At 60.3% G+C, this 24,111-nt stretch carries 20 protein-coding genes; 15 read left to right on the top strand and 5 right to left on the bottom strand.

The features are described 5' to 3' along the window. Nucleotides 1-641, top strand: a 641-nt coding sequence (locus AC54AF_RS18900) for an MBG domain-containing protein (protein WP_496637763.1), incomplete at its 5' end; no start/stop codon positions are given. A gap of 34 nt (nt 642-675) precedes the next feature. Next, a complete protein-coding gene (locus AC54AF_RS18905) occupies nt 676-2,346 on the top strand; it encodes a ShlB/FhaC/HecB family hemolysin secretion/activation protein (protein WP_496637764.1) in 1,671 nt (556 codons plus the stop codon). Nucleotides 2,347-2,779: 433 nt separating this feature from the next. Here the strand turns inward: AC54AF_RS18905 and glmU are convergent, their stop codons facing one another. Further along, nucleotides 2,780-4,156: a bifunctional UDP-N-acetylglucosamine diphosphorylase/glucosamine-1-phosphate N-acetyltransferase GlmU gene (gene glmU / locus AC54AF_RS18910; RefSeq protein WP_496637765.1), complete on the bottom strand. Its 1,377-nt coding sequence runs from the start codon at nt 4,154-4,156 to the stop codon at nt 2,780-2,782. Between the two features lie 25 nt (nt 4,157-4,181). Between glmU and AC54AF_RS18915 the strand changes: the two genes are divergently transcribed. The 5 genes from AC54AF_RS18915 to AC54AF_RS18935 all read left to right on the top strand — a co-directional run bounded on the left by AC54AF_RS18915 (nt 4,182) and on the right by AC54AF_RS18935 (nt 7,405). Beyond that, nucleotides 4,182-5,087, top strand: a complete 906-nt coding sequence (locus tag AC54AF_RS18915; RefSeq protein ID WP_496637766.1) for a DUF6279 family lipoprotein — start codon at nt 4,182-4,184, stop codon at nt 5,085-5,087. Between the two features lie 69 nt (nt 5,088-5,156). Continuing rightward, on the top strand, nt 5,157-5,816 hold the full coding sequence (gene rsmD, locus AC54AF_RS18920; RefSeq protein ID WP_436476234.1) for a 16S rRNA (guanine(966)-N(2))-methyltransferase RsmD: 660 nt from the start codon (nt 5,157-5,159) through the stop codon (nt 5,814-5,816). Between the two features lie 112 nt (nt 5,817-5,928). After that, nucleotides 5,929-6,426: a pantetheine-phosphate adenylyltransferase gene (gene coaD / locus AC54AF_RS18925; protein ID WP_034752633.1), complete on the top strand. Its 498-nt coding sequence runs from the start codon at nt 5,929-5,931 to the stop codon at nt 6,424-6,426. A 14-nt stretch (nt 6,427-6,440) separates the two neighbouring features. After that, nucleotides 6,441-6,707 (top strand): YfhL family 4Fe-4S dicluster ferredoxin, encoded by a 267-nt coding sequence (locus tag AC54AF_RS18930; RefSeq protein ID WP_034752637.1) that lies wholly within the window; start codon nt 6,441-6,443, stop codon nt 6,705-6,707. Nucleotides 6,708-6,808: 101 nt separating this feature from the next. Then, the gene (locus AC54AF_RS18935) at nt 6,809-7,405 is read left to right on the top strand and encodes a chalcone isomerase family protein (RefSeq protein WP_131686891.1); all 597 of its coding nucleotides are present in this window, start codon (nt 6,809-6,811) and stop codon (nt 7,403-7,405) included. 66 nt (nt 7,406-7,471) lie between these two features. Here AC54AF_RS18935 and AC54AF_RS18940 read toward each other — a convergent pair whose 3' ends face one another. Continuing rightward, nucleotides 7,472-7,777: a hypothetical protein gene (locus AC54AF_RS18940; RefSeq protein WP_131686890.1), complete on the bottom strand. Its 306-nt coding sequence runs from the start codon at nt 7,775-7,777 to the stop codon at nt 7,472-7,474. A 192-nt stretch (nt 7,778-7,969) separates the two neighbouring features. On the opposite strand from AC54AF_RS18940, the gene AC54AF_RS18945 reads away from it, so the two are divergent. After that, nucleotides 7,970-8,950 (top strand): LysR family transcriptional regulator, encoded by a 981-nt coding sequence (locus AC54AF_RS18945; RefSeq protein ID WP_034783859.1) that lies wholly within the window; start codon nt 7,970-7,972, stop codon nt 8,948-8,950. 139 nt (nt 8,951-9,089) lie between these two features. Here the strand turns inward: AC54AF_RS18945 and AC54AF_RS18950 are convergent, their stop codons facing one another. Continuing rightward, nucleotides 9,090-10,649, bottom strand: coding sequence for a methyl-accepting chemotaxis protein (locus AC54AF_RS18950; protein WP_496637767.1), 1,560 nt, complete (start codon nt 10,647-10,649; stop codon nt 9,090-9,092). 206 nt (nt 10,650-10,855) lie between these two features. Beyond that, nucleotides 10,856-11,311 carry an Lrp/AsnC ligand binding domain-containing protein gene (locus AC54AF_RS18955; protein WP_010393827.1) on the bottom strand — a complete coding sequence of 152 codons (456 nt, stop codon included), beginning with the start codon at nt 11,309-11,311 and terminating at the stop codon, nt 10,856-10,858. Nucleotides 11,312-11,518: 207 nt separating this feature from the next. Here AC54AF_RS18955 and putA point away from each other — a divergent pair, with 207 nt between their 5' ends. Beyond that, complete coding sequence (gene putA, locus AC54AF_RS18960) at nt 11,519-15,172, top strand: trifunctional transcriptional regulator/proline dehydrogenase/L-glutamate gamma-semialdehyde dehydrogenase (RefSeq protein ID WP_496637768.1); 3,654 nt, start codon at nt 11,519-11,521, stop codon at nt 15,170-15,172. A 76-nt stretch (nt 15,173-15,248) separates the two neighbouring features. Here putA and AC54AF_RS18965 read toward each other — a convergent pair whose 3' ends face one another. Next, nucleotides 15,249-16,025, bottom strand: coding sequence for a 5'-methylthioadenosine/adenosylhomocysteine nucleosidase (locus AC54AF_RS18965; protein WP_496637769.1), 777 nt, complete (start codon nt 16,023-16,025; stop codon nt 15,249-15,251). Between the two features lie 1,447 nt (nt 16,026-17,472). Between AC54AF_RS18965 and AC54AF_RS18970 the strand changes: the two genes are divergently transcribed. The 6 genes from AC54AF_RS18970 (at nt 17,473) to AC54AF_RS18995 (ending at nt 24,088) form a co-directional block, all read left to right on the top strand. Next, nucleotides 17,473-19,098 (top strand): GMC family oxidoreductase, encoded by a 1,626-nt coding sequence (locus AC54AF_RS18970; RefSeq protein WP_496637770.1) that lies wholly within the window; start codon nt 17,473-17,475, stop codon nt 19,096-19,098. 133 nt (nt 19,099-19,231) lie between these two features. Next, a complete protein-coding gene (locus tag AC54AF_RS18975) occupies nt 19,232-20,002 on the top strand; it encodes an ABC transporter ATP-binding protein (protein WP_496637771.1) in 771 nt (256 codons plus the stop codon). Beyond that, nucleotides 20,002-20,730 carry an ABC transporter ATP-binding protein gene (locus tag AC54AF_RS18980; RefSeq protein ID WP_496637772.1) on the top strand — a complete coding sequence of 243 codons (729 nt, stop codon included), beginning with the start codon at nt 20,002-20,004 and terminating at the stop codon, nt 20,728-20,730. The genes AC54AF_RS18975 and AC54AF_RS18980 overlap by 1 nt, the downstream gene beginning before the upstream one ends. A gap of 83 nt (nt 20,731-20,813) precedes the next feature. After that, entirely contained in the window at nt 20,814-22,022 is a 1,209-nt protein-coding gene (locus tag AC54AF_RS18985; RefSeq protein WP_496637773.1) for an ABC transporter substrate-binding protein, read from the top strand. A gap of 169 nt (nt 22,023-22,191) precedes the next feature. Continuing rightward, entirely contained in the window at nt 22,192-23,076 is an 885-nt protein-coding gene (locus tag AC54AF_RS18990) for a branched-chain amino acid ABC transporter permease (protein ID WP_230540105.1), read from the top strand. A 31-nt stretch (nt 23,077-23,107) separates the two neighbouring features. Next, on the top strand, nt 23,108-24,088 hold the full coding sequence (locus AC54AF_RS18995) for a branched-chain amino acid ABC transporter permease (RefSeq protein ID WP_496637774.1): 981 nt from the start codon (nt 23,108-23,110) through the stop codon (nt 24,086-24,088). The last annotated feature ends 23 nt before the right edge of the window (nt 24,089-24,111 follow it).

The raw sequence follows: 24,111 nt of genomic DNA on the forward strand, positions 1-24,111 counted from the left end.
CGTTTGCCGACAAGCACGCCGGCAACCGTAAAACCGTGATCGTCGGCGGCTTCAGCCTGCAGGGCGCGGACGCGGCCAACTATGACCTCGTGCAGCCAGGCAATATCACGGCCGACATCGCCAAGGCCAGCTTGCTCTACACGGCCGCCCCCGTGACCCTGACGGGTGGCCGCACGCCCGAGGGCTTGCGCGGCAGTGTCAGCGGCCTGCTCGGCAACGATAGCCTGGCGGACGCCACGAACGGCAGCCTGGCCTGGATCAGTCCGGCCACGGCCAGCAGTCCGGCCGGCAGCTACGCCATCACCGGTAGCGGCCTGAGCTCGACCGACTATGCCTTCGTGCAAGCCGACGCCAATGCCCATGCGCTGACCTTGCAGTCCGCCAGCCTGCCGCCGCCGGCCCAGGCAGCCGTGGTGCAGTTGCAGGCGCAAGTGCTGGGCAGCTTTGCCTACATGCGTCCCGGCACGCTGGCCGCCGCGCCGACACTCACCGTCACGCAATCCGATACGCCAGCCGAGACGGCCGCTGCGGGCAATGCCATGCCCAACACCACCATGCAGATCGGCAACCGCGGCCCGGCCCTGCAAGTCGTCCTGGGCGGCGTCAAGCTGCCCGCCAACATGCTCAACGTAAATCAATAACACCATGACTTATTCATCGACTCCGCGACACCTGATGCAACAACCGTTGCTGTCCCTGCTGCTGCTGGCCTTTGCGCCATGCGCCGCCGCCCAAACCACCCCGGTCGTGCCCGACGCAGGCGCCATCCTGCGCCAGTTGCAGCCGGCCACGCCCGCCAACGCGCCCGCCCAGGCGCCAGCGCTGCGCATCGAACAGAAAGAGGGCGCGCCGCTGCCCGCCAGCGCGCCATTTCTCGTCACGCAGATCGACATCGCCGGCAACAGCGCGGTCGACACGGCCACCTTGCAGGCGCTGGTGGCCGATGCGCGCGGCACCACGCTGACCTTGGAGCAGCTGGGAGAACTGGCCGCCCGCATCACCCGCCACTACCGCGCGCATGGCTATCCGCTGGCGCGCGCCATCGTGCCCGCCCAGACCATCCGCCAGGGCATCGTGCGCATCGACGTACTCGAAGCGCGCTATGGCCAGGTCGGCATCGACAACCGCAGCGATGTCAGCGATGCCTTGCTGAACGCCACCCTGGCGCCGCTGCAAACGGGCCAGACCATCGGCCAGGCGGAACTCGACCGCAGCCTGCTGCTGCTGTCCGACATGCCGAATGTCACCATCACGGCCACGCTCAAGCCCGGCGCCGAGGTCGGCAGCTCCGACCTGCTGGTCGATGCCTGGTCCGGTCCTCGCGTGGCCGGCGCTGCCTTCCTCGACAACAATGGCAACCGCTACACGGGCCGCGCCCGCCTTGGCGCCACCATGTACCTGTACAACCCGCTGCGCCAGGGCGACGTGGCCAGCGCCAGCGTGCTCAGCTCAGGCAAGGGCATGCACTATGCGCGTCTCGGCTATGACCTGCTGCTGAACGGTGCAGGCACGCGCGCCGGGGTGGCCATGTCCGCCCTGCGCTACCGCCTGGAAGGCGCCATGCGCCCGCTGGAAGCGCATGGCACGGCTCAGGTCGTCAATGGGTGGCTGCGCCATCCGCTGCTGCGCAGCCGCGATGCGAATATGTCGATCCAGCTGCAATATGACCAGGTGCACTTGCGCGACCGCATCGACGCCAGCGCCATGCGCAGCGACCGCCGCCTGGACAACTTGAGCGCCACCCTCGGCGGCGACGTGCGCGATGCCACCCTGGCTGGCGCCCTCACCAGCTGGAGCGTGGCCGCGACGGCTGGCAAGCTCGACATCAGCGACCCGTTGGCGCGCCTGAACGATGCCTTCAGCGCACGCAGCCATGGCACTTACGCAAAATGGAACGTCAACCTGTCGCGCCTGCAAAACCTGGACCAGCGCAATGCCGTGTATCTGACCTTCGCGGGGCAGTGGGCGGACGGCAACCTCGATTCGTCCGAAAAGATGAGCGTGGGAGGCCCGTACTCGGTACGCGCGTATGACGTGGGCGCGGCTGCTGGCGATCTCGGCTATTTCGGCAGCGTGGAATGGCGCCATGACTTCGATACCGGCAGCGCCGGGCAATGGCAAGCCGTCGCCTTCCTCGACAGTGCACGCGTGACGGTGAACCAGCAACGCTGGACGCCAGGCCCGAACAGCGCGCGCCTGCACGGCGCAGGGCTGGGCGTAAACTGGGCCGGCGGGCAACAGTGGAATGCCCGCGCATACGTCGCCAAGCCCTTCGGCAACACGCCTGCCCTGATCGCCTCACGCAGTTCGGCTCGCCTGTGGGTCGAGCTCAATCGCCGCTTCTGATGCAGCAGCACCAGCCGGAAGCCTGGCTTCCGGCTGGTGATTCATACACGCAATACTTACCCACCAGCTATCCACCGGCTGTGCAGGGCTTTTCCACAGGCTTACCCACAGCAATAATAGGCAAGCCAGTGGCAAAAAGACAGTTATCCCCACTTGTACCCAGACTATCCAGCGCTTATCCGCAGCCTTACACACAGACTTATCCACAATTGGCCGAGAAATGCGGCGGTGATGCCGGGGAACCCCTGAAATCGAAGCAGCATGAAGCGACAGGCGCATGACTGGCCATATTGCAGAACTTGCCAACAGCTTATGCACGGGCTTGCACACAGGCTTATGCGCCACTTCTGCAGCGGCTTGCCCACAGAGTTATCCACACATAAAAAAAGGCAGGCCATGCGGCCTGCCTGGGTGCAAGGGCTGACTGCGCCGCTTACTTTTTGATTTTCACGGGGCGCGTCCAGCCATCGATGGTTACCTGGCGCGCGCGCGACACGGTCAGCTTGCCGGCCGGCGCATCTTTCGACAAGGTCGTGCCGGCGCCCAGGGTGGCGCCCTTGCCGACGGTGACGGGCGCGATCAGCTGGCTGTCGCTGCCAATGAAGGCGTCGTCTTCAATCACCGTGCGGAACTTGTTCACGCCATCGTAGTTGCAGGTAATCGTGCCGGCGCCGATGTTGACCTTCGAGCCGATGGTGGCGTCGCCGATATAGGCCAGGTGGTTGGCCTTGCTGTGCGCGGCGATCTGGCTGTTTTTCACTTCGACGAAGTTACCGATATGCACGTCTTCCGCTAGGACCGTGCCCGGGCGCAGGCGCGCGTAGGGGCCGATGATGGAAGCGGCGCCGACGATAGCGTCCTCGATATGGCAGAAAGGCTTGATGTGCGCGCCAGCGGCCACGGTGGCATTGATGATGACGTTGTTGGCGCCCACGCGCACGCCATCGCCCAGTTCGACTCTGCCTTCGAACACGCAGCCGACGTCGATGGTGACATCGCGGCCGCAAATGAGTTCGCCGCGCACGTCGATGCGGGCCGGATCGAGCAAGGTCACGCCACGTTCCAGCAGCGCTTGCGCGATATTGCTCTGGTGAATGCGTTCCAGCTGCGCCAGCTGCACCTTGCTGTTGACGCCCGCCACTTCCCACACGGCGGCCGGGTGGGCCGAGGTGACGGCCACGCCATCGGCGACGGCCTGGGCGACGATATCGGTCAGATAGTATTCCCCTTGGGCATTGTCATTCGACAAGCCCGACAACCATTGCTTCAGTTGCACGGTGGGCGCGACCATGATGCCGCTGTTGATCTCACGGATGGTCCGCTCTTCTGGCGTGGCATCTTTTTCCTCGACGATGCGCACGATGGCGCCGTGCTCGCGCACGATGCGGCCCAGGCCAAAGGGATCGTCCTGTTCCACGGTCAAAATGGCCAGCTTGTCCTGGCCGGCCGCCTGTACCAGCTGCTGCAGGGAGGCGGTGCTGGTCAGCGGCACGTCGCCGTACAGGATCAGGGTCGGCACGCTGTCGTCCAGCAAGGACACGGCTTGCTGCACCGCATGACCGGTGCCCAGCTGCTGCGTTTGCTCAGCGGCATCGATCGCCAGGGCATGGTTCACTTTATAGCCGTCGAGCAACTTCAGCACCGCAGCGCCCCCATGTCCGTAAATCACGCATAATCGGGACGGCGCCAGGCCACGCGCCGTGTCGATGACGTGCGACAACAGCGGCTTACCCGCCAACGGGTGCAATACCTTGGGCAGTGCCGACTGCATGCGTTTGCCCATACCGGCAGCGAGAATGACAACGTTCATAGACCGTCTTTTATAAGTTAAGAATATGCAAAAGTTTAACACGCAGGCCCCGTCTTCCACGCCCTTTGGCCGTTTTACTTATGCCATGCTGGCCATCCTGCTCGTCGTCATGGCCGGCTGCAGCGGCTTGCGCCTGGCCTACAACAATGGCGATACCGTACTGTACTGGTGGCTGAACGCATATGTCGACCTGGACCGCGACCAGAAGGGCTGGGTGCGCGACGATATCGACAAGCTGTTCGACTGGCACCGCAAGACGCAATTGAAGGATTACGTGGAAATCCTGCGCACGGGCCAGAAGCAGCTGCAAGGCAATACCACGCAAGCTGACCTGATGGCGGACTACAGCGAGATCAAGCAGCGCACCCAGGCGCTGCTGCTGAAGGCGGCGCCCGAGCTGGCCGACCTGGCGCGCTCGCTCAAGCCCGAACAAATCGCGCAGATGGAAAAGAAGTTCAAGTCGAACAATGATGATTACCGCAAGAAATACCTGAGCGGCGACCAGGAGAAACGCCAGAAACTGCGCTACAAGAAAGCCATGGAGCAATTCGAACTGTGGTTCGGCAGCTTCAGCAGCGAGCAGGAAGCCATCATCCACAAGGCGTCCGATGCGCGTCCGCTGAACAATGAGATATGGCTCGACGAACGCATGCGGCGCCAGCAGAACGTGTTGAACCTGGTCAAGAAAGTCCACCAGGAAAAACCCGGCAAGGAAGCTGCCGCTGCCTTGATCACGACCCTGATCAAGGCAAGTTTCGAGCGCCTGGAACACTCGGAGCGCAAGGCCTTCTTTGATGCCTACGAAAGCGGCACGGCGCAGATGGTCATGACGGTCATCAAGATCGCCACGCCGGCGCAAAAAGCCCACGCCGTCAAGCGCATGCAAGGCTGGATCGACGATTTCAATTCCCTGGCCACGCAAGCCAAATAGAGGGGCAGCGCCAGCAGGGGGGAGGGGGCCATATGCTATAGTGGCCGCCACCGAATTGAAGAAATACCCATGCAAAAGAAAACTAAGAAACCCGCAAAAGTCCCCGTCCACCACGCGCCGCCACCGAACCAGGTGCGCATCATCGGCGGCCAGTGGAAACGCTCCGTGCTGCCTGTTTTGCAGGCACTGGGCTTGCGCCCGACGCCAGACCGCGTGCGCGAGACCGTCTTTAACTGGATCAACCACCTACGCGATGGCGACTGGTCCAACGCCCAGGTGCTGGACCTGTTCGCCGGCAGCGGCGCACTCGGCTTCGAGGCGGCCAGCCGCGGCGCCGCCGCCGTCACCATGGTCGACACGCATACGCCCGTGATACGCCAGCTGGAAGAGAACAAGGCGAAATTGCGCGCTGATAACGTGCAACTGTTGCGCGGCGACGCCCTGCTGACGGCGCAAGGCCTGGCGTCGCGCGGCCAGCGTTTCGACCTGATCTTCCTCGATCCCCCTTACCAGCAGGATTTCCTGGCAAAAGTGTTGCCGCTGTGCGCCAATCTGCTCAAGGAAGGCGGCATGGTGTACGCGGAATCGGGCTTGTCGATGGTGTTCGATGAAAACAGCGAACTGGACAAACCGGACTGGATGGCGCCGTGGGAAGTCATCCGCGCCGACAAGGCAGGCACCGTTTATTATCATTTGCTAACTTACAACAAAGTGCCGGCAACTGCCTGAATCTGCCTATAAATGAGGCAAAAAAGCTCGCTGGCCCGAGGCGCAGCACCAAGGTGGTCACCAATTTCAGGCATAATGCGCGTCTATATTGGTGCATCGTTAGGGAGCCGCAATGGTTGTAGCCGTTTATCCAGGAACATTCGATCCGCTCACGCGCGGTCATGAAGATTTGGTGCGCCGCGCATCGGGTCTGTTTGACAAGCTGATCGTCGGTGTGGCCGACAGCAAGAACAAGCAACCGTTTTTCTCGCTCGACGAACGCCTGGAAATCGCCAACGAAGTGCTCGGCCACTACCCGAATGTGCAAGTGGAAAGCTTTTCCGGCCTGCTCAAGGATTTCGTGCGCAAGCATGAAGCGCGTGTCATCGTGCGCGGCTTACGCGCCGTCTCCGACTTCGAATATGAATTCCAGATGGCCGGCATGAACCGCTACCTGCTGCCCGATGTCGAAACCATGTTCCTGACGCCGTCCGACCAGTACCAGTTCATTTCGGGCACCATCGTGCGCGAAATCGCGGCGCTGGGCGGCGACGTCTCCAAGTTTGTCTTCCCCTCGGTGAACCGCTGGCTGCAAAACAAGATTGCCGCCAACGCTGCATCATCGCAATAAGTAAGAGTGAAATCATGGCATTACTGATCACCGACGAATGCATCAATTGCGACATTTGCGAGCCCGAGTGCCCGAATGACGCGATCTACATGGGCGCGGAAATCTACGAAATCGATCCCAACAAGTGTACTGAATGCGTGGGCCACTTTGACGAGCCGCAATGCCAGCAAGTGTGCCCCGTCAGCTGCATCCCCTTCAATCCCGCCTGGCGCGAAAGCCCGGAGCAATTGATGGCCAAGTACGAACGCCTGCAGGCGGAACTTCCCGCCGCAAAAACCTAAGCGTTTCTCCCCCGCCGCCACTGCGCGCGGCCCTCTTTTACCAACTGTTCTACACTGTGTGCTGACTTATCCACAGCGCATGGTTTCCACGGAGGTAGAAGATGCAGATCAGCACATCCCGTTTGGGCCGCTCCCTGGCTGCCGCCTGCCTGTGCGCCGCCCTGGCACAAGGGGCGCTGGCCGTCGAGGTCGGCGGCGTCAAGCTGGACGACACGGTGCAGCTGGCCAGCCGCGAGTTGAAACTCAACGGCGCCGGCGTGCGCTACAAGGTCATCTTCAAGATCTACACGATTGCGCTATACCTGCCGGAAAAGAAAACCCGGCTGACCGATATCCTGGCTCTGCCCGGACCGCGCCGTCTGGAGATCGTCATGCTGCGCGACATCACTTCCGACGAACTGGGCCTTGCCTTCATGCAGGGCTTGAAGCGCAGTTCCGACCAGGCCGACCGCACGCGCCTGCTGAGCCAGACGATGCAGTTCGGCGCCATGTTCGAAATGGTGCCCGGCCTGAAAAAAGGCGACATTCTCACCGTGGACTGGCTGCCGGAAGAGGGCACGTTGTGCAAACTGAATGGCAAGCAGGTGGGCGACACGGTGCCCGAACTGGCTTTCTATAATGCACTGCTGAAAATCTGGCTCGGTGCCCATCCGGCCGACACCTTGTTGCGCGCGCATTTGCTGGGAGACATGGCGTAATCGACTGACGGCAGGCGTAAAAAAAGCCGGCGCATGCCGGCTTCTCATTCTGCAACAGTTGAACGCTCAGGCGCGCGTCGACAGGGCGCGCAATTCGGCGGCGTTGCTTGGCGATACGCCATCCATCTTGCCGAGGGTGCGCTTCAAGGCTTGCGCTTCGCGCATCTGCTGACGCGCCAGGCGCTCTTCGCGGCTCAGCTTGGGACGCACCAGCAGCACTGAGGCGCGGGCAATTCCCACCAGCAAAGGTTTGAACAGCAGGGCGAAGGCGCCCACGGCGACGATCACCAGCACGAATTGCAGGGCGTTGAGCAGGGAAATCTCCAGCACGGGTGCGGATACTGCGTACAGGGCGGAGGCGAAGGTAGACATAGTGTTCCAGTGCATTATAGAATTTGCCAGTACTATAGTGCAGTGCAACATATAAATCTAATTCCATTTCTTGATACCAATTATATGAATCGTGAATGGAAAACTGTAATATTTTTTTACGAGTGAAAATATTCGTGCCTGGCGCGGTTTACACTCTTAAGTAATCAATTCAACTTTTATCTTGGGCTTTCCATGAGTTTTCTGACGCTGGATCTGAACTTGCTGCGTGTTTTCGACGCCGTCATGACGGAACAAAACCTGACGCGCGCAGCCGGCCACCTGGCGATGACGCAGCCGGCGGTATCGAACGCCATCAAACGCCTGCGCGAGAGCCTCGGTGACGAATTGCTGATCCGTACGGCATATGGCGTAAAGCCCACGCCCCGTGCCGAAGCGCTGTGGCCGTCCGTGCGCTCGGCCCTGGCCAGCCTGGAAGCGGCCGTCACGCCGGAAACCTTCGACGTGTCGAAGACCCACGCCACCTTCCGCATGGCCATGGCCGACGCGACGGCCGCGTTCTGGCTGCCTTCCCTGATGCGCTCGATCGAGCGGGAAGCACCGGGCGTCAACGTGCGCATGATGCCGCTGACCACGCGCGAACCGCGTCCCATGCTGCTGCGCGGCGATATCGACCTGGCCGTGGGTTTCTTTCCCGGCGTGGCGGCGCAATTGTCGAGCGAAACGGGTTCGCCCATCCGCCACGAGCGCCTGTATTCCGGCAAGTATGTGTGCGTGATGCGGCGCGGCCATCCGCTGGCCGACAAGGAATTGACGCTGGATAACTACTGCGCGGCGAACCATTTATTGGTGAGCTTTTCCGGCCGCGCGCATGGCTTGATCGACGAAGCGCTGTCGCAGATCCACCGCGAACGGCGCATCCTGTTGACGGTCAACCAGTTCTTCACGGCCGGAAGAGTCGTCGCCAATTCCGACCTGATTACGGTCTTGCCGCGCCACCTGATCGCCTCGACGGGCATGACGGAATCCCTGCTGTACAAGGATTTGCCATTGACCTTGCCGGCCGTCCACCTGGACATGCTGTGGCACGAACGCGACGCGCGCAGCCCCGCCCACAAATGGCTGCGTAATCATCTGGAAAGCATGAACACGCCCACTTTACGGACGGCCACCGCGGCCGGCGGCGGCGTGGCGCCGAAACCGCACGTCGAGTGAAAAACATTAGCGGCACGAACGTCTGAGAAAATCGTAGCGAGCGGAAGTAAGTTGTGGCCGAGAAGCGGAACTGTGCTCAAGCACAGTGAGCATCGCAGGCCGCAAATGACGACGCGCAGTAGATTTAATCAGATGTTCATCATGCGTGGCTGCTGGAACGGTAACCGATCCTGAAACCGCCCCAGTGCTTGCCCTCGACGTGGATGGGCACGGATAAATCGTGCATGACTTCGCCCGTGTCACGCTTGTACGTCTGCAACAGGAACGGCTTGGTGTTGCTGCCGCAGCGCTTGCCCGTGCGGTCGCTGAAGATGCGCTTGGTGCGGTTATGCACCATGTCGGTGGCGTAGTCGCCCGTCAGTGGCTGGGAAAACTTCTTGTTATGCGTGGGAAAATATCCATTGTTGTCGACGGCGCCCGCATACGCCAGGTGGGGTAATGCCGCCAGCACGCCTTCCTGCAGGTCAGGCAGCACCTTGTCTGTAAACGCGTCGAACTTCGTGTTGTGCTTGGGCGGATTCGTGTTCGGGATGGGGCGGTAATGGCGGTCGAACAGGGCTTCGCGCGTGATGCGCCCCGAGGCGATGGCTTGCTCGAACAATTTGCCCACCTCGCGCGCGGCGCGCTGGGCCGCCTCGCGGATCTCGTCGTGCGGCGTGGCCACGCTCGACTCGCCGAGGGCGCCGGCGATCACTTCGGCACGCTCGGCCAGGGCCATGGCCGACTGCGTGGCGCGCGGCAATTCGGCATTCGTCGACAGCATGCTGTCGCGGATTTGCAGGATGGCATCGGCGATCACTTGCGTCGTATCGACGTGTTCGCGCGAGGCGCGGGCGATTTGCCCGATCTCCTCCTCGGACTCGCCCGATGACTGCTCGATATGGCTGAGCGAGGCGTGCACGCTTTCCACATTGCGCGCCGCTTCCGTGACGCCGGCCGCCAGCGAACTCATGCCACGCGCAGCTTTTTCCGACTGTTCATTGATTTCGCGCACCATCACGCTGATTTCATCGGAGGCTTCCTTGGTGCGCTGCGCCAATTGCCGCACTTCACCGGCCACCACGGCAAAACCACGCCCATGTTCGCCGGCACGCGCCGCCTCGATGGCGGCGTTCAGCGCCAGCAAGTTGGTGCGCGCGGAAATATCGGAAATGGCTTCCGTAAAGCCCGTGATGCGTTTGGATTTTTCCTGCAAGCTCAGCATGGTGCTGGAGGCGCCTTGCGCTTCTTCGCGGGCGATATTGATGCGGCGCAAACCCTGGTCCACTTCGGCACGCGCCGCCACGCTTTCCACGCGCACGCCGGCAGCCACCTTGGCGGCCCGCTCCGCATTGGCGGCGATCTTTTCCGTCATCGCGGCGTTTTGTACGGAACTGTCGGCAATGTCGCTGGCCGTGCGGACATCGAGTTCCACTTTCTGTTTGACGGAATCGACAAAATACGAGGTTTCCGCCGCGCCGATCATGATGGCATCGATGGCGTTGCCCACCGTGTCGGCGAACTGGTGCAAGCCCGGCTCGCCGCGTGGACGGCAGGCAAACGCCAGCAGCGCAGCACCGATGGCGGCGGCCACGCAAGCGATCAGATACGGATGTTCGCCGCCCGATAGCAGCAGCAGATAGGCCAGGCAGCAGGCGACGGCCATGGCCAGGATCGTGAATACAAAGAAACGCACCAGCTGATGCTGCAACTGCTTCATTTGTCCCCCGCTGCGCGAACCCGTCACGTCCCGCGAACGGGACGTGCTGTAACCGTATGCGGGTGGGCACGATTGCCCACCTTGCACCCTGAACACAACGTCTGCGCGTCGTTTTCAGGCCGGCTACCGGATAGCAGAATTGTAGTTCTACCCTACAACATTTGTTCCGATAGCTCAATCAGAAAAGTGGGGCGGCTACACCAGGGTCACTTAATTGGCAATTTGGTGGTGTTTTTGACCTCTTCCATGACGGCATAAGTGTGGGTTTCCCGCACACCTTTCTGCAACAGCGTCTTGCCCAGGAATTCGCGGTAGGCGGCCATGTCCTTGACGCGCGCCTTGACCAGGTAATCGAAACCGCCGGCCACCATATGACATTCCAGTACCTCTGGAATGATTTGTACGCTATGCTTGAAGGCGTCGAACACTTCCGGAGTCGTGCGATCGAGCACCACTTCGATGAACACCAGCAGCGACACGTCGAGCAACTGCGGGTTCAACTGGGCCGTATAGCCCATGATGTAACCGGATTCGTGCAATTTGCGCACGCGCTCCAGGCAGGCGGCCGGCGACAGGTTCACGCGCGCGGCCAGCTCCACATTGCTGATGCGTCCATCGCTCTGCAATTCCATCAAGATTTTCTTACTGATCTTGTCCAGCATTACCATCACCCCCAAATTAATATTATTTGGTTAAATTGTCGCATCAAAAACTATCTATTGCTAGCCCCCTGTATTACCAGAATTAATCCATAAGAATCCCCTTTACAATCGAATCATCTTAACGTCCGACTTTCTGTATTTTTTTGCACCAAAAAAGAGCAAGAATTACGTCAGTTTTCGTCCCCTTTTTCCTTGTAAAGAGCACTTATGCACCCTGCAGGCCCCTCGGCTTTTACCCCGATTCCCTTTGCTGCGTTCCAGGCAGAAATCCTGCCCGAAGCGACACCACACCGCGCCGCCATCACCGCCGCCTATAGGCGCGATGAGGTTTCCGCCGTGCAGTGGCTGTTGCAACAAGTGCGCCCCAGCAGCACCGAAACGACGGCCGAAGGGCAAGCGCTGGCGCACCGTCTGGTATCGAACGTGCGCCAAAAACGCACACGCGCGTCCGGCGTCGATGCACTGATGCACGAGTTCTCGCTGTCGTCGGAAGAGGGTGTTGCATTAATGTGTCTGGCTGAAGCGCTGTTGCGTATACCCGACAGTCAAACGGCCGATCGCCTGATTGCCGACAAAATCAGCAAGGGCGACTGGAAGAAGCACCTGGGCGTATCGCCGTCGCTGTTCGTCAACGCCGCCACGTGGGGCTTGCTGATTACGGGAAAATTGGTCAGTACCAGCAGCGAATCGGGCCTCGGTTCGGCCATGACCAAGCTCATCGCCAAAGGCGGCGAACCGCTGATCCGCAAGGGCGTCGACCTGGCCATGCGCATGCTGGGCAACCAGTTCGTCACGGGCCAGACCATCGAGGAAGCGTTGAAAAACAGCCGCGAGAATGAAACGCGCGGCTACCGTTACTCGTACGACATGCTGGGCGAGGCGGCCCTGACGCAGCAGGACGCGGCCAACTACTACGCCTCGTACGAAACGGCGATCCACGCCATCGGCAAGGCCTCGAACGGCCGCGGCATCAAGAACGGCCCCGGCATTTCCGTGAAACTGTCGGCCCTGCACGCGCGCTACAGCCGCGCCCAGCGCACCCGCGTCATGGAAGAATTGCTGCCGAAGGTCAAGGCGCTGCTGTTGCTGGCCAAGCAGTACGACATCGGCTTCAACATCGACGCGGAAGAAACGGACCGCCTGGAACTGTCGCTCGACCTGATGGAAGCACTGGCGTTCGATGCGGATCTGGCCGACTTCGACGGCATCGGCTACGTGGTGCAGGCGTATCAGAAGCGCTGCCCGTTCGCCATCGATTACCTGATCGACCTGGCGCGCCGCAGCGGCCGCAAGTTCATGGTGCGCCTGGTGAAGGGCGCCTACTGGGATGCGGAAATCAAACGCGCGCAAGTCGATGGCCAGGAAGGTTATCCCGTCTACACGCGCAAGGTCTACACGGACGTCTCCTACCTCGTGTGCGCGCAAAAACTGCTGGCCGCCAGCAGCCTGATCTATCCACAATTTGCCACGCACAACGCGCAAACCCTGTCGACCATTTATACCTGGGCCAAGCGCGACGGCATTACCGACTACGAATTCCAGTGCCTGCACGGCATGGGCGAGACCTTGTACGACCAGGTCGTCGGCCCCGACAACCTGGACAAGCCGTGCCGCATCTACGCCCCCGTCGGCTCGCATGAAACCCTGCTGGCCTACCTGGTGCGCCGCCTGCTGGAAAACGGCGCCAACTCGTCGTTCGTCAACCAGATCGTCGACGAGAGCGTGGCCATCGATAGCCTGATCCGCGATCCGCTCGAGCAGGCGCGCCTGCAGGGCGGCTTGCCGCACCCGTCGATTCCCCTGCCGCTGGACATGTTTGGCAGCGAACGCAGGAACTCGGCCGGCCTGGACCTGTCGAATGAAGATACCTTGCGCACGCTGGCCACCGGCCTGGCGCAGCAGCAGACATGGCAGGCCGCGCCGCTGATCGATGGCGCCGTCAGCCTGAACGGCCCCACGCACATGCTGCACAATCCGGCCCAGCACGACGATGTCGTGGGCAAGGTGATGGAAGCCGGTCCGGCCGACGTGGAAACGGCGCTGGCCAGCGCCAGCGCGTATGCCATGGATTGGCAAACGACGCAACCGTCGGTCCGCGCGCAAGCGTTACAACGCGCAGCCGACCTGTTCGAGGAACACCATATCGAGCTGATGGCCCTGGCCGTGCGCGAAGCGGGCAAGTCCCTGCCGAACGCGATCGCGGAAATCCGCGAAGCCGTCGATTTCCTGCGCTACTACGCGGCGCAGGTGGAACACGCGCCGAATACCCTGGCGCTCGGCCCCGTGACCTGCATCAGCCCGTGGAATTTCCCGTTGGCCATCTTCACGGGCCAGCTGGCCGCCGCCCTGGCCGCAGGCAACGTGGTGCTGGCCAAGCCGGCCGAGCAAACGCCGCTGATCGCCCACCGCGCCGTGCAATTGCTGCATGCGGCGGGCGTCCCGCGCGGAGCGCTGCAATTTTTGCCTGGCAGCGGCGAAATCGTCGGCGCCGGCCTGTGCAATGACACGCGCGTGAAAGGCGTGATTTTCACGGGCTCGACGGAAGTGGCGCAGTTGATCAACCGCAACTTGGTCGCGCGCGCCGTGGCCGAAGGCATCGACATTCCCCTGATCGCCGAAACGGGTGGCCAGAATGCCCTGATCGTCGATTCGTCCGCCTTGCCGGAACAAGTGGTGCAGGACGTCATGTCGTCCGCCTTCGACAGCGCCGGCCAGCGCTGCTCGGCCTTGCGCGTGCTGTTCCTGCAAGCGGAAATCGCCGACAAGACCATACACATGCTCAAGGGCGCCATGCAGGAATTACGCGTTGGCAATCCTGACCGCCTGGCCACCGATATCGGTCCTGTCATCGATGCGGAAGCGCAGGGTAACTTGCTGGCGCACATCAACAAGATGAAAACCATGGCCATCGACCATTATTCGCTCGATTTGCCGACCGTCAAAGGCACATTTGTCGCCCCGACCGTGCTGGAAATCAAGTCGCTGGCGCAATTGACGCAGGAAGTCTTTGGCCCCGTACTGCACGTGATCCGCTACAAGCGGGCCGAACTGCCGCAACTGGTGCAATCGATCAACGACAGCGGTTACGGTTTGACCCTGGGCATCCATACGCGCATCGATGAAACCATCGACTTCATCACCAAGCGCGCGCATGTGGGCAATATTTATGTAAACCGCAACATCGTCGGCGCCGTCGTCGGCGTGCAGCCGTTCGGCGGCGAAGGCAAATCGGGCACGGGACCGAAAGCCGGCGGCCCCCTGTACCTGAAACGCCTGCAGCGCAATGCGCCGGCTGGCGCGCAACACCAGCGCCAGGCGCCGCCGGCGCTCGACGCGCTGACCGTGTGGGCGAAGATGCATGGCCACGACCAGGTGCAGCAACTGGCGCAGGAATACGCACGCACCACCTTGCTGGGCAGCACTACCGTCTTGCCAGGCCCGACCGGCGAGCGCAATACCCTGAGCTTTGCCGCGCGTGGCACGATTTTATGCGCGGCCGCCACCTCCGGCACCTTGATGAACCAGCTGGCAGCCGTGCTGGCCACCGGTAACCAGGCCCTCGTGCTGGCGCAAGCGCCGGATCTGATCCCGGGCGACCTGCCGGCTGCGCTGAAGGACCGCATCCAGGTCGTCAGCAGCCTGGCGTCGGTCCAGCATGATTTCCATATTGCCATGATCGAGCCCAGCCTCGATGGCCAGCTCAAACCGCTGCTGGCGGCCCGGGAAGGGGCCCTGGTGGGCACCATCGCCACCACGCAGGAGGGTGTCATCCCCCTGTGGCGCCTGGTCGCTGAGCGGGCGCTGTGCGTGAATACGACGGCCGCCGGCGGGAATGCCAGTTTAATGATGCTCAGCGTCTAAAATATAAGCAGCTGTTGAATGTAAAAAGGGCGGAACCAGTGGTTCTGCCCTTTTTTTATGCACGCTTGATGAAGAATCAGCCAGCCAGGCGCTGGCACAGCTGTTGAATCACCGTCAACGCATACGGCGAAGCGACGGTTTGCACGAAACGCATGAAGTCGACGGCCGCCTCTTCGTTGGCGTTATCGGAAATGGTGCGCATGACCGTAAACGGCACGCCCAGTTCAAAACACACTTGCGCCACGGCCGCGCCTTCCATTTCGACGGCCAGCAGGTCGGGGATATCTTCTTTCAGCTGGTGCATATGCGCGGCACTGCTGATGAACTGATCGCCGCTGGCGATCAGGCCGCGGTGCACTTGCGCGTGCTGCAAGCCAAATGCCTCGATATCGGCCGCCTTGAGCACGCTGGAAACATCGTCACGCAGGAAATCTTCGGCGGCAGCTGCCAGTTGCGTGCTCAGTTCCAGGTCCGTGGCAAAGCGCTGCAAGCCCGTCAATGGCACTTCGAAGCGGGGAAACAATGGCCGGGCATCCATATCGTGCTGCAGCAGCGCTTCGGCCACCACGATATCGCCGACTTTCACGTGTTTATCCCCACTGCCGGCTACGCCGGTGAAGACGATGTGGGTAACTCCGTACTTTTCCACAAGGATAGAAGCTGTCATGGCAGCGGCAACCTTGCCCAGACGCGACAGGACGCACACAGCGTCGATATTCCACAGGGTTCCCAGGGTGTAGTCGCGCATGCCGTGCGAACGCCTCTGGGGGCCTTGCATGGCTTCTACCAGCCCCTGCTGTTCTTCGTGCAAGGCGCTGATGATGCCCAAACGCATTTTTTTGTGTGAATTCATGCTGTTTTTACAGGTTTTTTGGATTGCAAAACGGTTTATACGGTGAAAACAGCCGTTTCGGCGACTTTTCCACCGTCCGTGTTTGTTTCTGTGTTTTAAATAAAGATGTATACATAAAAATAGTAGTGATAGTAAACGGCCATTTTTTTGTGGATAAGTCGGTATACCGTATAAGAATCATCAACTTGGCGTACAAAAAAGTAGGCGCACAAGCATTGTATCTATGGAGGACTTGTTTGGGATAAAAATCGGGCTGTGGACAAAGATCGACTTTTCCCACATCTCATCCTGTGGATATGCAGGCACTTATCCACATGGGGTGGCAAAAATCCTGGGTTTTCTTGCTGTAGTGGCATGTTTGACGTGTTTCGTCAGCACGGATCCTTGCCTGGTAATCGATATTGAGCGAGCACGAACGCTGTTCTTTCATGGACGCCGGCATCCCCGTGATTCCTGGAAGACGGTTTGGCAGTGGGTCGCGATGTCGCCGTTGGCTTCTTTTTTTGATGTTTTGGCATGCTTTGTGGAAATATCCCCGGACTTCCGCTTTTTTTATCGGTTTACAATAAAGCTATATATAAAAATAGTAGTAATAGTAAACGCGTTTTTTTCTGTGGATAAGTCGCTTTTTTTCAACAGGATCAAGCGTTTACGCGCAAAATAAAGCGTGCATAATCGCTGTATCACGCGAGGAGCAAAATTGTATAAAATGCGGGCCTGCGCAAAAGTTCGTGTTTACGCACAAGTCATCCTGTGGATATCAAGTGACTTATCCACAACCGTCTTAAATTCCCCCTCTTTTCAACATCGAAGCGCTTGCTGGCCCAGTGCGTGCTCAGGCTGGTTGACGTTTGCATTTTGTAAAACGGTTTGGCAGTGCTGCGCGCGCGATGTTGGCCGTGCCGGTTTTCGTCGCTCAGTTGTTGGCTCGATTTTTTTTGTCAGCAGTAAGTCGATTTTTTTGAAGACAGGCTTGCGTTCCTTCCCGAAGGCGAAGGGCAGGCAAAGCGAGGTTGTCGGGTTTATCTTAACAAGATCGTATACAAGAATAGTAATAGTAGTTAACGGTGGCATCTTCTGTGGATAAGTCCCGATTTATCCTTGTAAACAATCGCTTGGCGTGCGGATAAGCGCTGAGTAAGGGTTGTATTTGCCGGGGATGGTTTCTGGACAAAAAAATGCCGCTGAAAAAATTTTTCGTTTACGCACATATCGTCCCTGTGGATATCCATACGCTTATCCACAGCTCGGCGACCCTGTTTTTGAGCTTGCCGTGACACGCGTGTGTATCGCGGGCCACGATTAATGTCGCCCTGACCCGGCACTGGTGGTAATCTCAAGGCGGCTCAGCAGCCATGCATGCATGAAGAAAGACAGACTCTGGTAATGGGACGCGGCGGGGAGACACGCCGCGCGACAGCTTGATGGCATACCGAAAGGAGCTTCATTGGAATCGGCAGGCGAATACGACTACATCATCGTGGGCGGCGGCACGGCAGGTTGCGTGCTGGCCAACCGGCTCACGCGCGACAAGGATGCCAACGTTTTGCTCGTGGAAGCGGGCGGCAAGGACGATTACGTGTGGATCCACATCCCCGTCGGCTATCTGCATTGCATCGGCAATCCCCGCACGGACTGGCTGTATTCCACGCAGGCGGACGCGGGCCTGGGCGGACGCAGCCTGATGTATCCGCGCGGAAAAGTGCTCGGCGGCAGCTCTTCCATCAACGGCATGATTTACATGCGCGGTCAGGCCGGCGATTACGACCACTGGGCCGACCTCACGGACGACGCTTCCTGGCGCTGGGACAAGGTCTTGCCGCTCTTTAAACAAAGCGAGGATTACTACGGCGGCGCGTCGGAAAACCACGGCGTCGGCGGCGAGTGGCGCGTGGAAAAACAGCGCTTGTCATGGGATATCTTGAACGCGTTCCGCGATGCGGCGCAGCAGGTCGGGATTCCGAAAACCAGCGATTTCAATGGCGGCGACAATAGCGGCAGCGCGTACTTCGACGTCAATCAGCGCCGCGGCATCCGCTGGAATACCTCGAAAGCGTTCCTGAAACCGGCGTCTCGGCGGCCGAATCTGACCATCATGACGGGTTGCCACGTGGAACGTCTGTTGCTGGAAACGACAGAAACCGGGCCGCGTTGCACGGGCATCGTGTTGACGGGCGGCGGCACGCAGTGGCAGGCGACGGCCAGGCGGGAAACCCTGCTGACGGCGGGCGCCATCGGTTCGCCGCAATTGCTGCAGTTGTCCGGCATCGGCCCGGCCGCCTTGCTGCGGCAGCATGGCATCGCGCCCGTGCTGGATGCTCCTGGCGTGGGCGGCAACCTGCAAGACCATCTGCAGCTGCGCATGGTATTCAAGGTGAGCGGCGTGAAAACCCTGAACGTGATGGCGGGCAATATGCTGGGCAAGATGCAGATCGGCTTGCAATATGCGCTGTTCCAGAGCGGGCCTATGTCGATGGCGCCGTCGCAGCTGGGGGCGTTCGCCAAGTCCGACCCGCAGCAAGCCACGCCGAACCTGCAATACCACGTGCAACCCTTGTCGCTGGACAAATTTGGCGAACCGCTGCATGCGTTTCCCGCGTTTACGGCCAGCGTCTGCAATCTGCGCCCCACCTCGCGCGGCCACGTGCAGATCGCCTCGGGCGACAGCTATGTGGCGCCGCACATCGTGCCCAATTACCTGAGTACCGAGCAGGACCGCGCCGTGGCGGCCGACGCCTTGCGCCTGACGCGGGCCATCGCCGCCGCGCCGGCGTTAAGTAAGTTTGCGCCGCAGGAATACAAGCCCGGCGTGCAATTCCAGAGCCAGGAAGAGCTGGCGCAGGCGGCCAGCCAGATCGGCACCACCATTTTTCATCCGGTCGGTACCTGCCGCATGGGCTTGGCCAGCGATGCGTCGAGCGTGGTCGACAGCACCTTGCGCGTGATCGGCGTGGCGGGTTTGCGCGTCGTCGACGCATCGATCATGCCGTACATTACTTCTGGTAATACGAACTCGCCGACGGTGATGATCGCGGAAAAAGCGGCGCAAATGATACACGCGGCCTGGAAATAGTTGCGTAAAGCCGCGTGTTTGCGCCATTCGGGCTGGTGAAAAATCCCCGTAGTTATACTGTATTGTGCGTTAAATTTAAGTTGTGTATTATAAAAATGACTAAGTAGTACAAAAAGTACAACTAGGAGACACGATGTCAAACGTAATCTTGGAAACAAGAAATTTGACCAAGGAATTCAAGGGTTTCACCGCTGTGAGCGACGTGAACCTGAAGGTAGAGCGCGGCCATATCCACGCCTTGATCGGTCCGAACGGCGCCGGCAAGACCACGTGTTTTAACTTGCTCACCAAATTCCTGGTCCCCACCGGTGGACAGATCCTGTTCAATGGGAAAGATATCACTGCCGCCAAACCGGCCCAGATCGCCCGCATGGGCGTGATCCGTTCCTTCCAGATTTCTGCCGTCTTTCCGCATTTGTCTGTGCTGCAAAATGTACGCATCGGCTTGCAGCGCCAGATGGGCACGTCATTTCACTTCTGGCAAAGCGAACGCTCCTTGAACCAGCTCAACGACCGGGCCATGGCCTTGCTGGCCGAAGTCGACCTGACGGAATTTGCCGACACCATCACGGTCGACATGCCGTACGGGCGCAAGCGGGCGCTGGAAATTGCCACCACCCTGGCGATGGAGCCGGAAATGATGCTGCTCGACGAACCGACGCAGGGCATGGGCCACGAAGACGTGCACCGGGTGACGGAATTGATTAAAAAAGTGTCGGCTGGCCGCACCATTTTGATGGTGGAACACAATATGAGCGTGGTCTCTGGTATCTGCGACAAGATTTCCGTTCTGCAGCGCGGCGCCATGCTGGCCGAAGGCAGTTATGCGGAAGTGTCGCGCAATCCGCAAGTGATGGAAGCGTACATGGGCACCACCCACGCCGAACTGGAAGGGGCGCATTGATGGCGACACAAGTGAATGGCGGCGCACCCGCGCTGGAAATTACGCAACTGCACACCTGGTATGGCGAATCGCACATCCTGCACGACGTGAACTTGAAAGTGCAGCCGGGCGAAGTGGTGACTTTGCTGGGCCGCAACGGCGCCGGCCGCACCACCACCTTGCGCGCCATCATGGGCTTGACGGGGGCGCGCACGGGCTCCATCAAAGTCAATGGCGTCGAAGCGATAGGTTTGGCCACGCACAAAATCGCCCACCTGGGCATCGGGTATTGTCCTGAAGAGCGCGGCATTTTTTCCTCGCTGTCGACCGAGGAAAACCTGCTGCTGCCGCCGACCCTGGCCAGCGGCGAGAAGGGCATGTCGGTGGAAGAAATCTACGCCATGTTCCCGAACTTGCAGGAACGCCGCCACAGCCAGGGCACGCGCCTGTCGGGCGGGGAACAGCAGATGCTGGCCGTGGCGCGCATCCTGCGCACGGGCGCGCGCCTGCTGCTGCTCGATGAAATATCCGAAGGCCTGGCGCCCGTCATCGTGCAAGGGCTGGCGCGCATGATCACCACGCTGAAAGCGAAGGGTTACACCATCGTCATGGTGGAACAGAATTTCCGGTTTGCCGCGCCGCTGGCGGACCGGTTTTATGTGATGGAGCACGGTCAGATCGTCGAGACTTTTGCTGCATCCGAACTGGAGGCCAAGATGCCGGTATTGACCGAGCTGCTTGGCGTGTAGTCCCCATGTAGTACGCGTACATCTTGTACGCGTCATCGTCAGCAATTGACTGAATAGCAAACAATAATCTCAACGGAGACACCATGAAACGTAACGCTATCGCCATTGCCACCGCCACACTTTGCGCCCTGGGCTTGTCCAGCGCCGCGCACGCCCAGGTATCGGGCGACACCATCAAGATCGGTTTTATTTCCGACATGTCGGGCGTGTATTCCGACGTCGATGGCCTCGGTGGCGCGGAAGCCATCAAGATGGCGATCGCCGATGCCGGCGTCGTTCTTGCAGGCAAGAAGGTGGAATTCATTTCCGCCGACCATCAAAACAAGGCCGATATCGCCGCATCGAAGGCGCGCGAATGGTTCGACCAGCAAGGCGTCGACATGCTGATCGGCGGCACCAATTCCGGCGCCAGCCTGGCCATGGCCAAGGTCGCGGCGGAAAAGAAGAAAATTTTTATTGCCATCGGCGCCGGCTCCTCGCGCCTGACGAATGAAGAATGCACGCCCTACACCGTGCATTACGCCTATGACACGGTGGCGCTGGCGCGCGGCACGGGCGGCACCATCGTCAAGCAGGGCGGCAAGAACTGGTATTTCATGACGGCCGACTATGCGTTTGGCCATTCGCTGGAAAAAGACACGGCCGAGGTCGTCAAGGCGGCTGGCGGCAAGGTGCTGGGCAGCGTCAAGCATCCGCTGGGCGCTTCGGATTTCTCTTCCTTCCTGCTGCAGGCGCAATCGTCCAAGCCGCAGATCCTCGGTCTGGCCAACGCCGGCGGCGACGCCATCAACAGCATCAAGGCGGCCAATGAGTTCGGTCTGACGAAATCGATGAAACTGGCTGGCTTGCTGATCTTCATCAATGACATCCATTCGCTGGGCCTGAACCTGACGCAGGGCATGTACCTGACGGATGGCTGGTACTGGGACTTGAATGCGGACACGCGGGCCTGGTCGAAACGCTATTTTGCCAAGATGAGGAAAGAGCCGTCGATGCTGCAGGCAGCCGACTATTCGGCCGCGGCGACCTACCTGAAAGCCGTCAAGGCGCTGGGGACGGATGACACCGAGAAGGTCATGGCTTACCTGAAAAAGACCAAGATCAACGACATGTTCACCCAGAATGGCGAAGTGCGTCCCGATGGCCGCATGGTGCACGATATGTACCTGATGGAAGTCAAGAAGCCATCCGAGTCGAAATACCCATGGGATTACTACAAGGTGGTCGCCACCGTGCCCGGCGCGCAGGCGTATGTGACCAAGGCCGAATCGAAGTGTTCGTTGTGGAAGTAACGCGGTAGCCATACCTCCAGCGGATCGCCTGCCAGTGCGCCGGTGGTCTGTCCTGCACGCGCTTCGCTTGCAGGGTTCGCCTTGCGCCACCGCACCAGTCTGGTCTGCGGTGGCGTGCTTCCCTTGATACCACACCGTCTTGCGGCGGTGCTTTTTATACTGTGATGCCATGGAAATTTTCGGCGTTCCAATACAAGCGATGATGAGCCAGCTGCTGCTGGGTCTCGTCAACGGCTCGTTCTATGCCATGTTGTCCCTCGGTCTGGCCGTCATCTTCGGCTTGCTCAATGTCATTAATTTTTCGCACGGCGCCATGTACATGATGGGTGCCTTCCTGGCCTGGATGGGCCTCAGCTATTTCGACATCAGTTACTGGGCCATGCTGGTCATCGCCCCGATTCTCGTCGGCCTGGTCGGCATCCTGATCGAAAAGACCATGCTGCGCTGGCTGTATAAACTCGACCACCTGTATGGCTTGCTGCTGACTTTCGGCATCACCCTGATCATGGAAGGCGTGTTTCGCTCCTTCTATGGCGTTTCGGGCCAACCGTATGCCGTGCCCGAAGCGCTGGCCGGCGCGACGGACCTCGGTTTCATGATCTTGCCGAACTACCGCGCCTGGGTGGTGATCGCCTCGCTCTCCGTCTGCCTGGCCACCTGGTTCGTCATCGAAAAAACCAAGCTGGGCGCCTACCTGCGGGCCGGTACGGAAAACCCGAAACTGGTGGAAGCGTTCGGCATCAACGTGCCGCTGATGGTGACGTTGACATTCGGCTTCGGCGTGGCGCTGGCCGGTTTCGCCGGCGTGCTGGCGGCCCCCATCATCCAGGTCTCGCCGCTGATGGGTTCGAACCTGATCATCGTCGTGTTTGCCGTGGTGGTGATCGGCGGCATGGGTTCCATCATGGGTTCCATCCTGACGGGCCTGGGCCTGGGCGTGATCGAGGGCCTGACCCGCGTGTTCTACCCGGAAGGCTCTGCCACCGTGGTGTTCGTGGTGATGGTCATCGTGCTGCTGCTGCGTCCCGCCGGCCTGTTCGGCAAAGAAAAGTAATCCTCATCAGTCATGTATTGGAGCTACCACGATGAATAAAAATGTAGGCTACGCCATTGCCTTGCTGCTGGCGTTGGCGGCCCCGTTTTACGGCTATCCCGTCTTCCTGATGAAGTTGCTGTGCTTTGCCCTGTTTGCCTGCGCATTCAACTTGTTGATCGGCTACACCGGCTTGCTGTCGTTCGGCCACGCGGCCTTCTTTGGCGGCGCCGGCTATGTCACCGGCTACGCGCTGCGCACCTGGGGCTGGCCAACGGAACTGGGCTTGCTGGCCGGTGTCGCCACGGGTGCCTTGCTGGGCCTGGTGATCGGCGGCCTGGCGATCCGCCGCCAGGGCATCTACTTTACGATGATCACCCTGGCGCTGGCGCAGATGGTGTACTTCCTCGCCTTGCGCCTGCCGTTCACGGGTGGCGAGGATGGCTTGCAGGGTGTTCCACGTGGAACCTTGCTGGGTACGATAGACCTGGGCAATGACACCGTCTTGTATTACGTCGTGCTGGCCATTTTTGTCGCCGGCTTCGCCCTGATCGTGCGCACCATCCACTCGCCGTTCGGACAAGTGCTCAAGGCGATCAAGGAAAACGAACCGCGCGCCATCTCGCTCGGCTACGACGTCAACAAGTACAAGCTGATGGCCATCGTGCTGTCCGCTTCACTGGCTGCGCTGGCCGGTGCCACCAAGACCCTGGTGCTGGGCTTTGAGACATTGACCGACGTGTACTGGGGCATGTCGGGCCTGGTCGTGCTGATGACCTTGGTAGGCGGCATGGGCACCTTGTCCGGCCCCATCATCGGCGCCGTATTGATCATTGCGCTGGAAAACAAGCTGGGCGATGTCGGCACCTATCTGGCCACGCACACGGGCATCGAGTGGTTCGGCACCCTGGGCGAATCGGTGGGCATGGTGACCGGCGTGATCTTCGTCATCTGCGTGCTGATGTTCCGGCGCGGCATCGTCGGCGAAGCCATCGCGCGCTTCGGCGGCAGGGCTGCCAAAGCCGCTGTCTGATTTTCAAGCAACGCCGGACGGAT

This window comes from Janthinobacterium sp. JF4 (assembly GCF_059617925.1).

Coding starts and splice junctions, on each gene's coding strand:
- AC54AF_RS18940 (WP_131686890.1), bottom strand. CDS start 7,777: ATGTCTACCTTCGCCTCCGCCCTGTACGCAGTATCCGCACCCGTGCTG.
- AC54AF_RS18995 (WP_496637774.1), top strand. CDS start 23,108: ATGAATAAAAATGTAGGCTACGCCATTGCCTTGCTGCTGGCGTTGGCG.
- AC54AF_RS18955 (WP_010393827.1), bottom strand. CDS start 11,311: ATGCTGGACAAGATCAGTAAGAAAATCTTGATGGAATTGCAGAGCGAT.
- AC54AF_RS18945 (WP_034783859.1), top strand. CDS start 7,970: ATGAGTTTTCTGACGCTGGATCTGAACTTGCTGCGTGTTTTCGACGCC.
- AC54AF_RS18965 (WP_496637769.1), bottom strand. CDS start 16,025: ATGAATTCACACAAAAAAATGCGTTTGGGCATCATCAGCGCCTTGCAC.
- putA (WP_496637768.1), top strand. CDS start 11,519: ATGCACCCTGCAGGCCCCTCGGCTTTTACCCCGATTCCCTTTGCTGCG.
- rsmD (WP_436476234.1), top strand. CDS start 5,157: ATGCAAAAGAAAACTAAGAAACCCGCAAAAGTCCCCGTCCACCACGCG.
- AC54AF_RS18980 (WP_496637772.1), top strand. CDS start 20,002: ATGGCGACACAAGTGAATGGCGGCGCACCCGCGCTGGAAATTACGCAA.
- coaD (WP_034752633.1), top strand. CDS start 5,929: ATGGTTGTAGCCGTTTATCCAGGAACATTCGATCCGCTCACGCGCGGT.
- AC54AF_RS18975 (WP_496637771.1), top strand. CDS start 19,232: ATGTCAAACGTAATCTTGGAAACAAGAAATTTGACCAAGGAATTCAAG.
- AC54AF_RS18950 (WP_496637767.1), bottom strand. CDS start 10,649: ATGAAGCAGTTGCAGCATCAGCTGGTGCGTTTCTTTGTATTCACGATC.
- AC54AF_RS18990 (WP_230540105.1), top strand. CDS start 22,192: ATGGAAATTTTCGGCGTTCCAATACAAGCGATGATGAGCCAGCTGCTG.
- AC54AF_RS18915 (WP_496637766.1), top strand. CDS start 4,182: ATGCAAAAGTTTAACACGCAGGCCCCGTCTTCCACGCCCTTTGGCCGT.
- AC54AF_RS18930 (WP_034752637.1), top strand. CDS start 6,441: ATGGCATTACTGATCACCGACGAATGCATCAATTGCGACATTTGCGAG.
- AC54AF_RS18935 (WP_131686891.1), top strand. CDS start 6,809: ATGCAGATCAGCACATCCCGTTTGGGCCGCTCCCTGGCTGCCGCCTGC.
- AC54AF_RS18905 (WP_496637764.1), top strand. CDS start 676: ATGCAACAACCGTTGCTGTCCCTGCTGCTGCTGGCCTTTGCGCCATGC.
- glmU (WP_496637765.1), bottom strand. CDS start 4,156: ATGAACGTTGTCATTCTCGCTGCCGGTATGGGCAAACGCATGCAGTCG.
- AC54AF_RS18985 (WP_496637773.1), top strand. CDS start 20,814: ATGAAACGTAACGCTATCGCCATTGCCACCGCCACACTTTGCGCCCTG.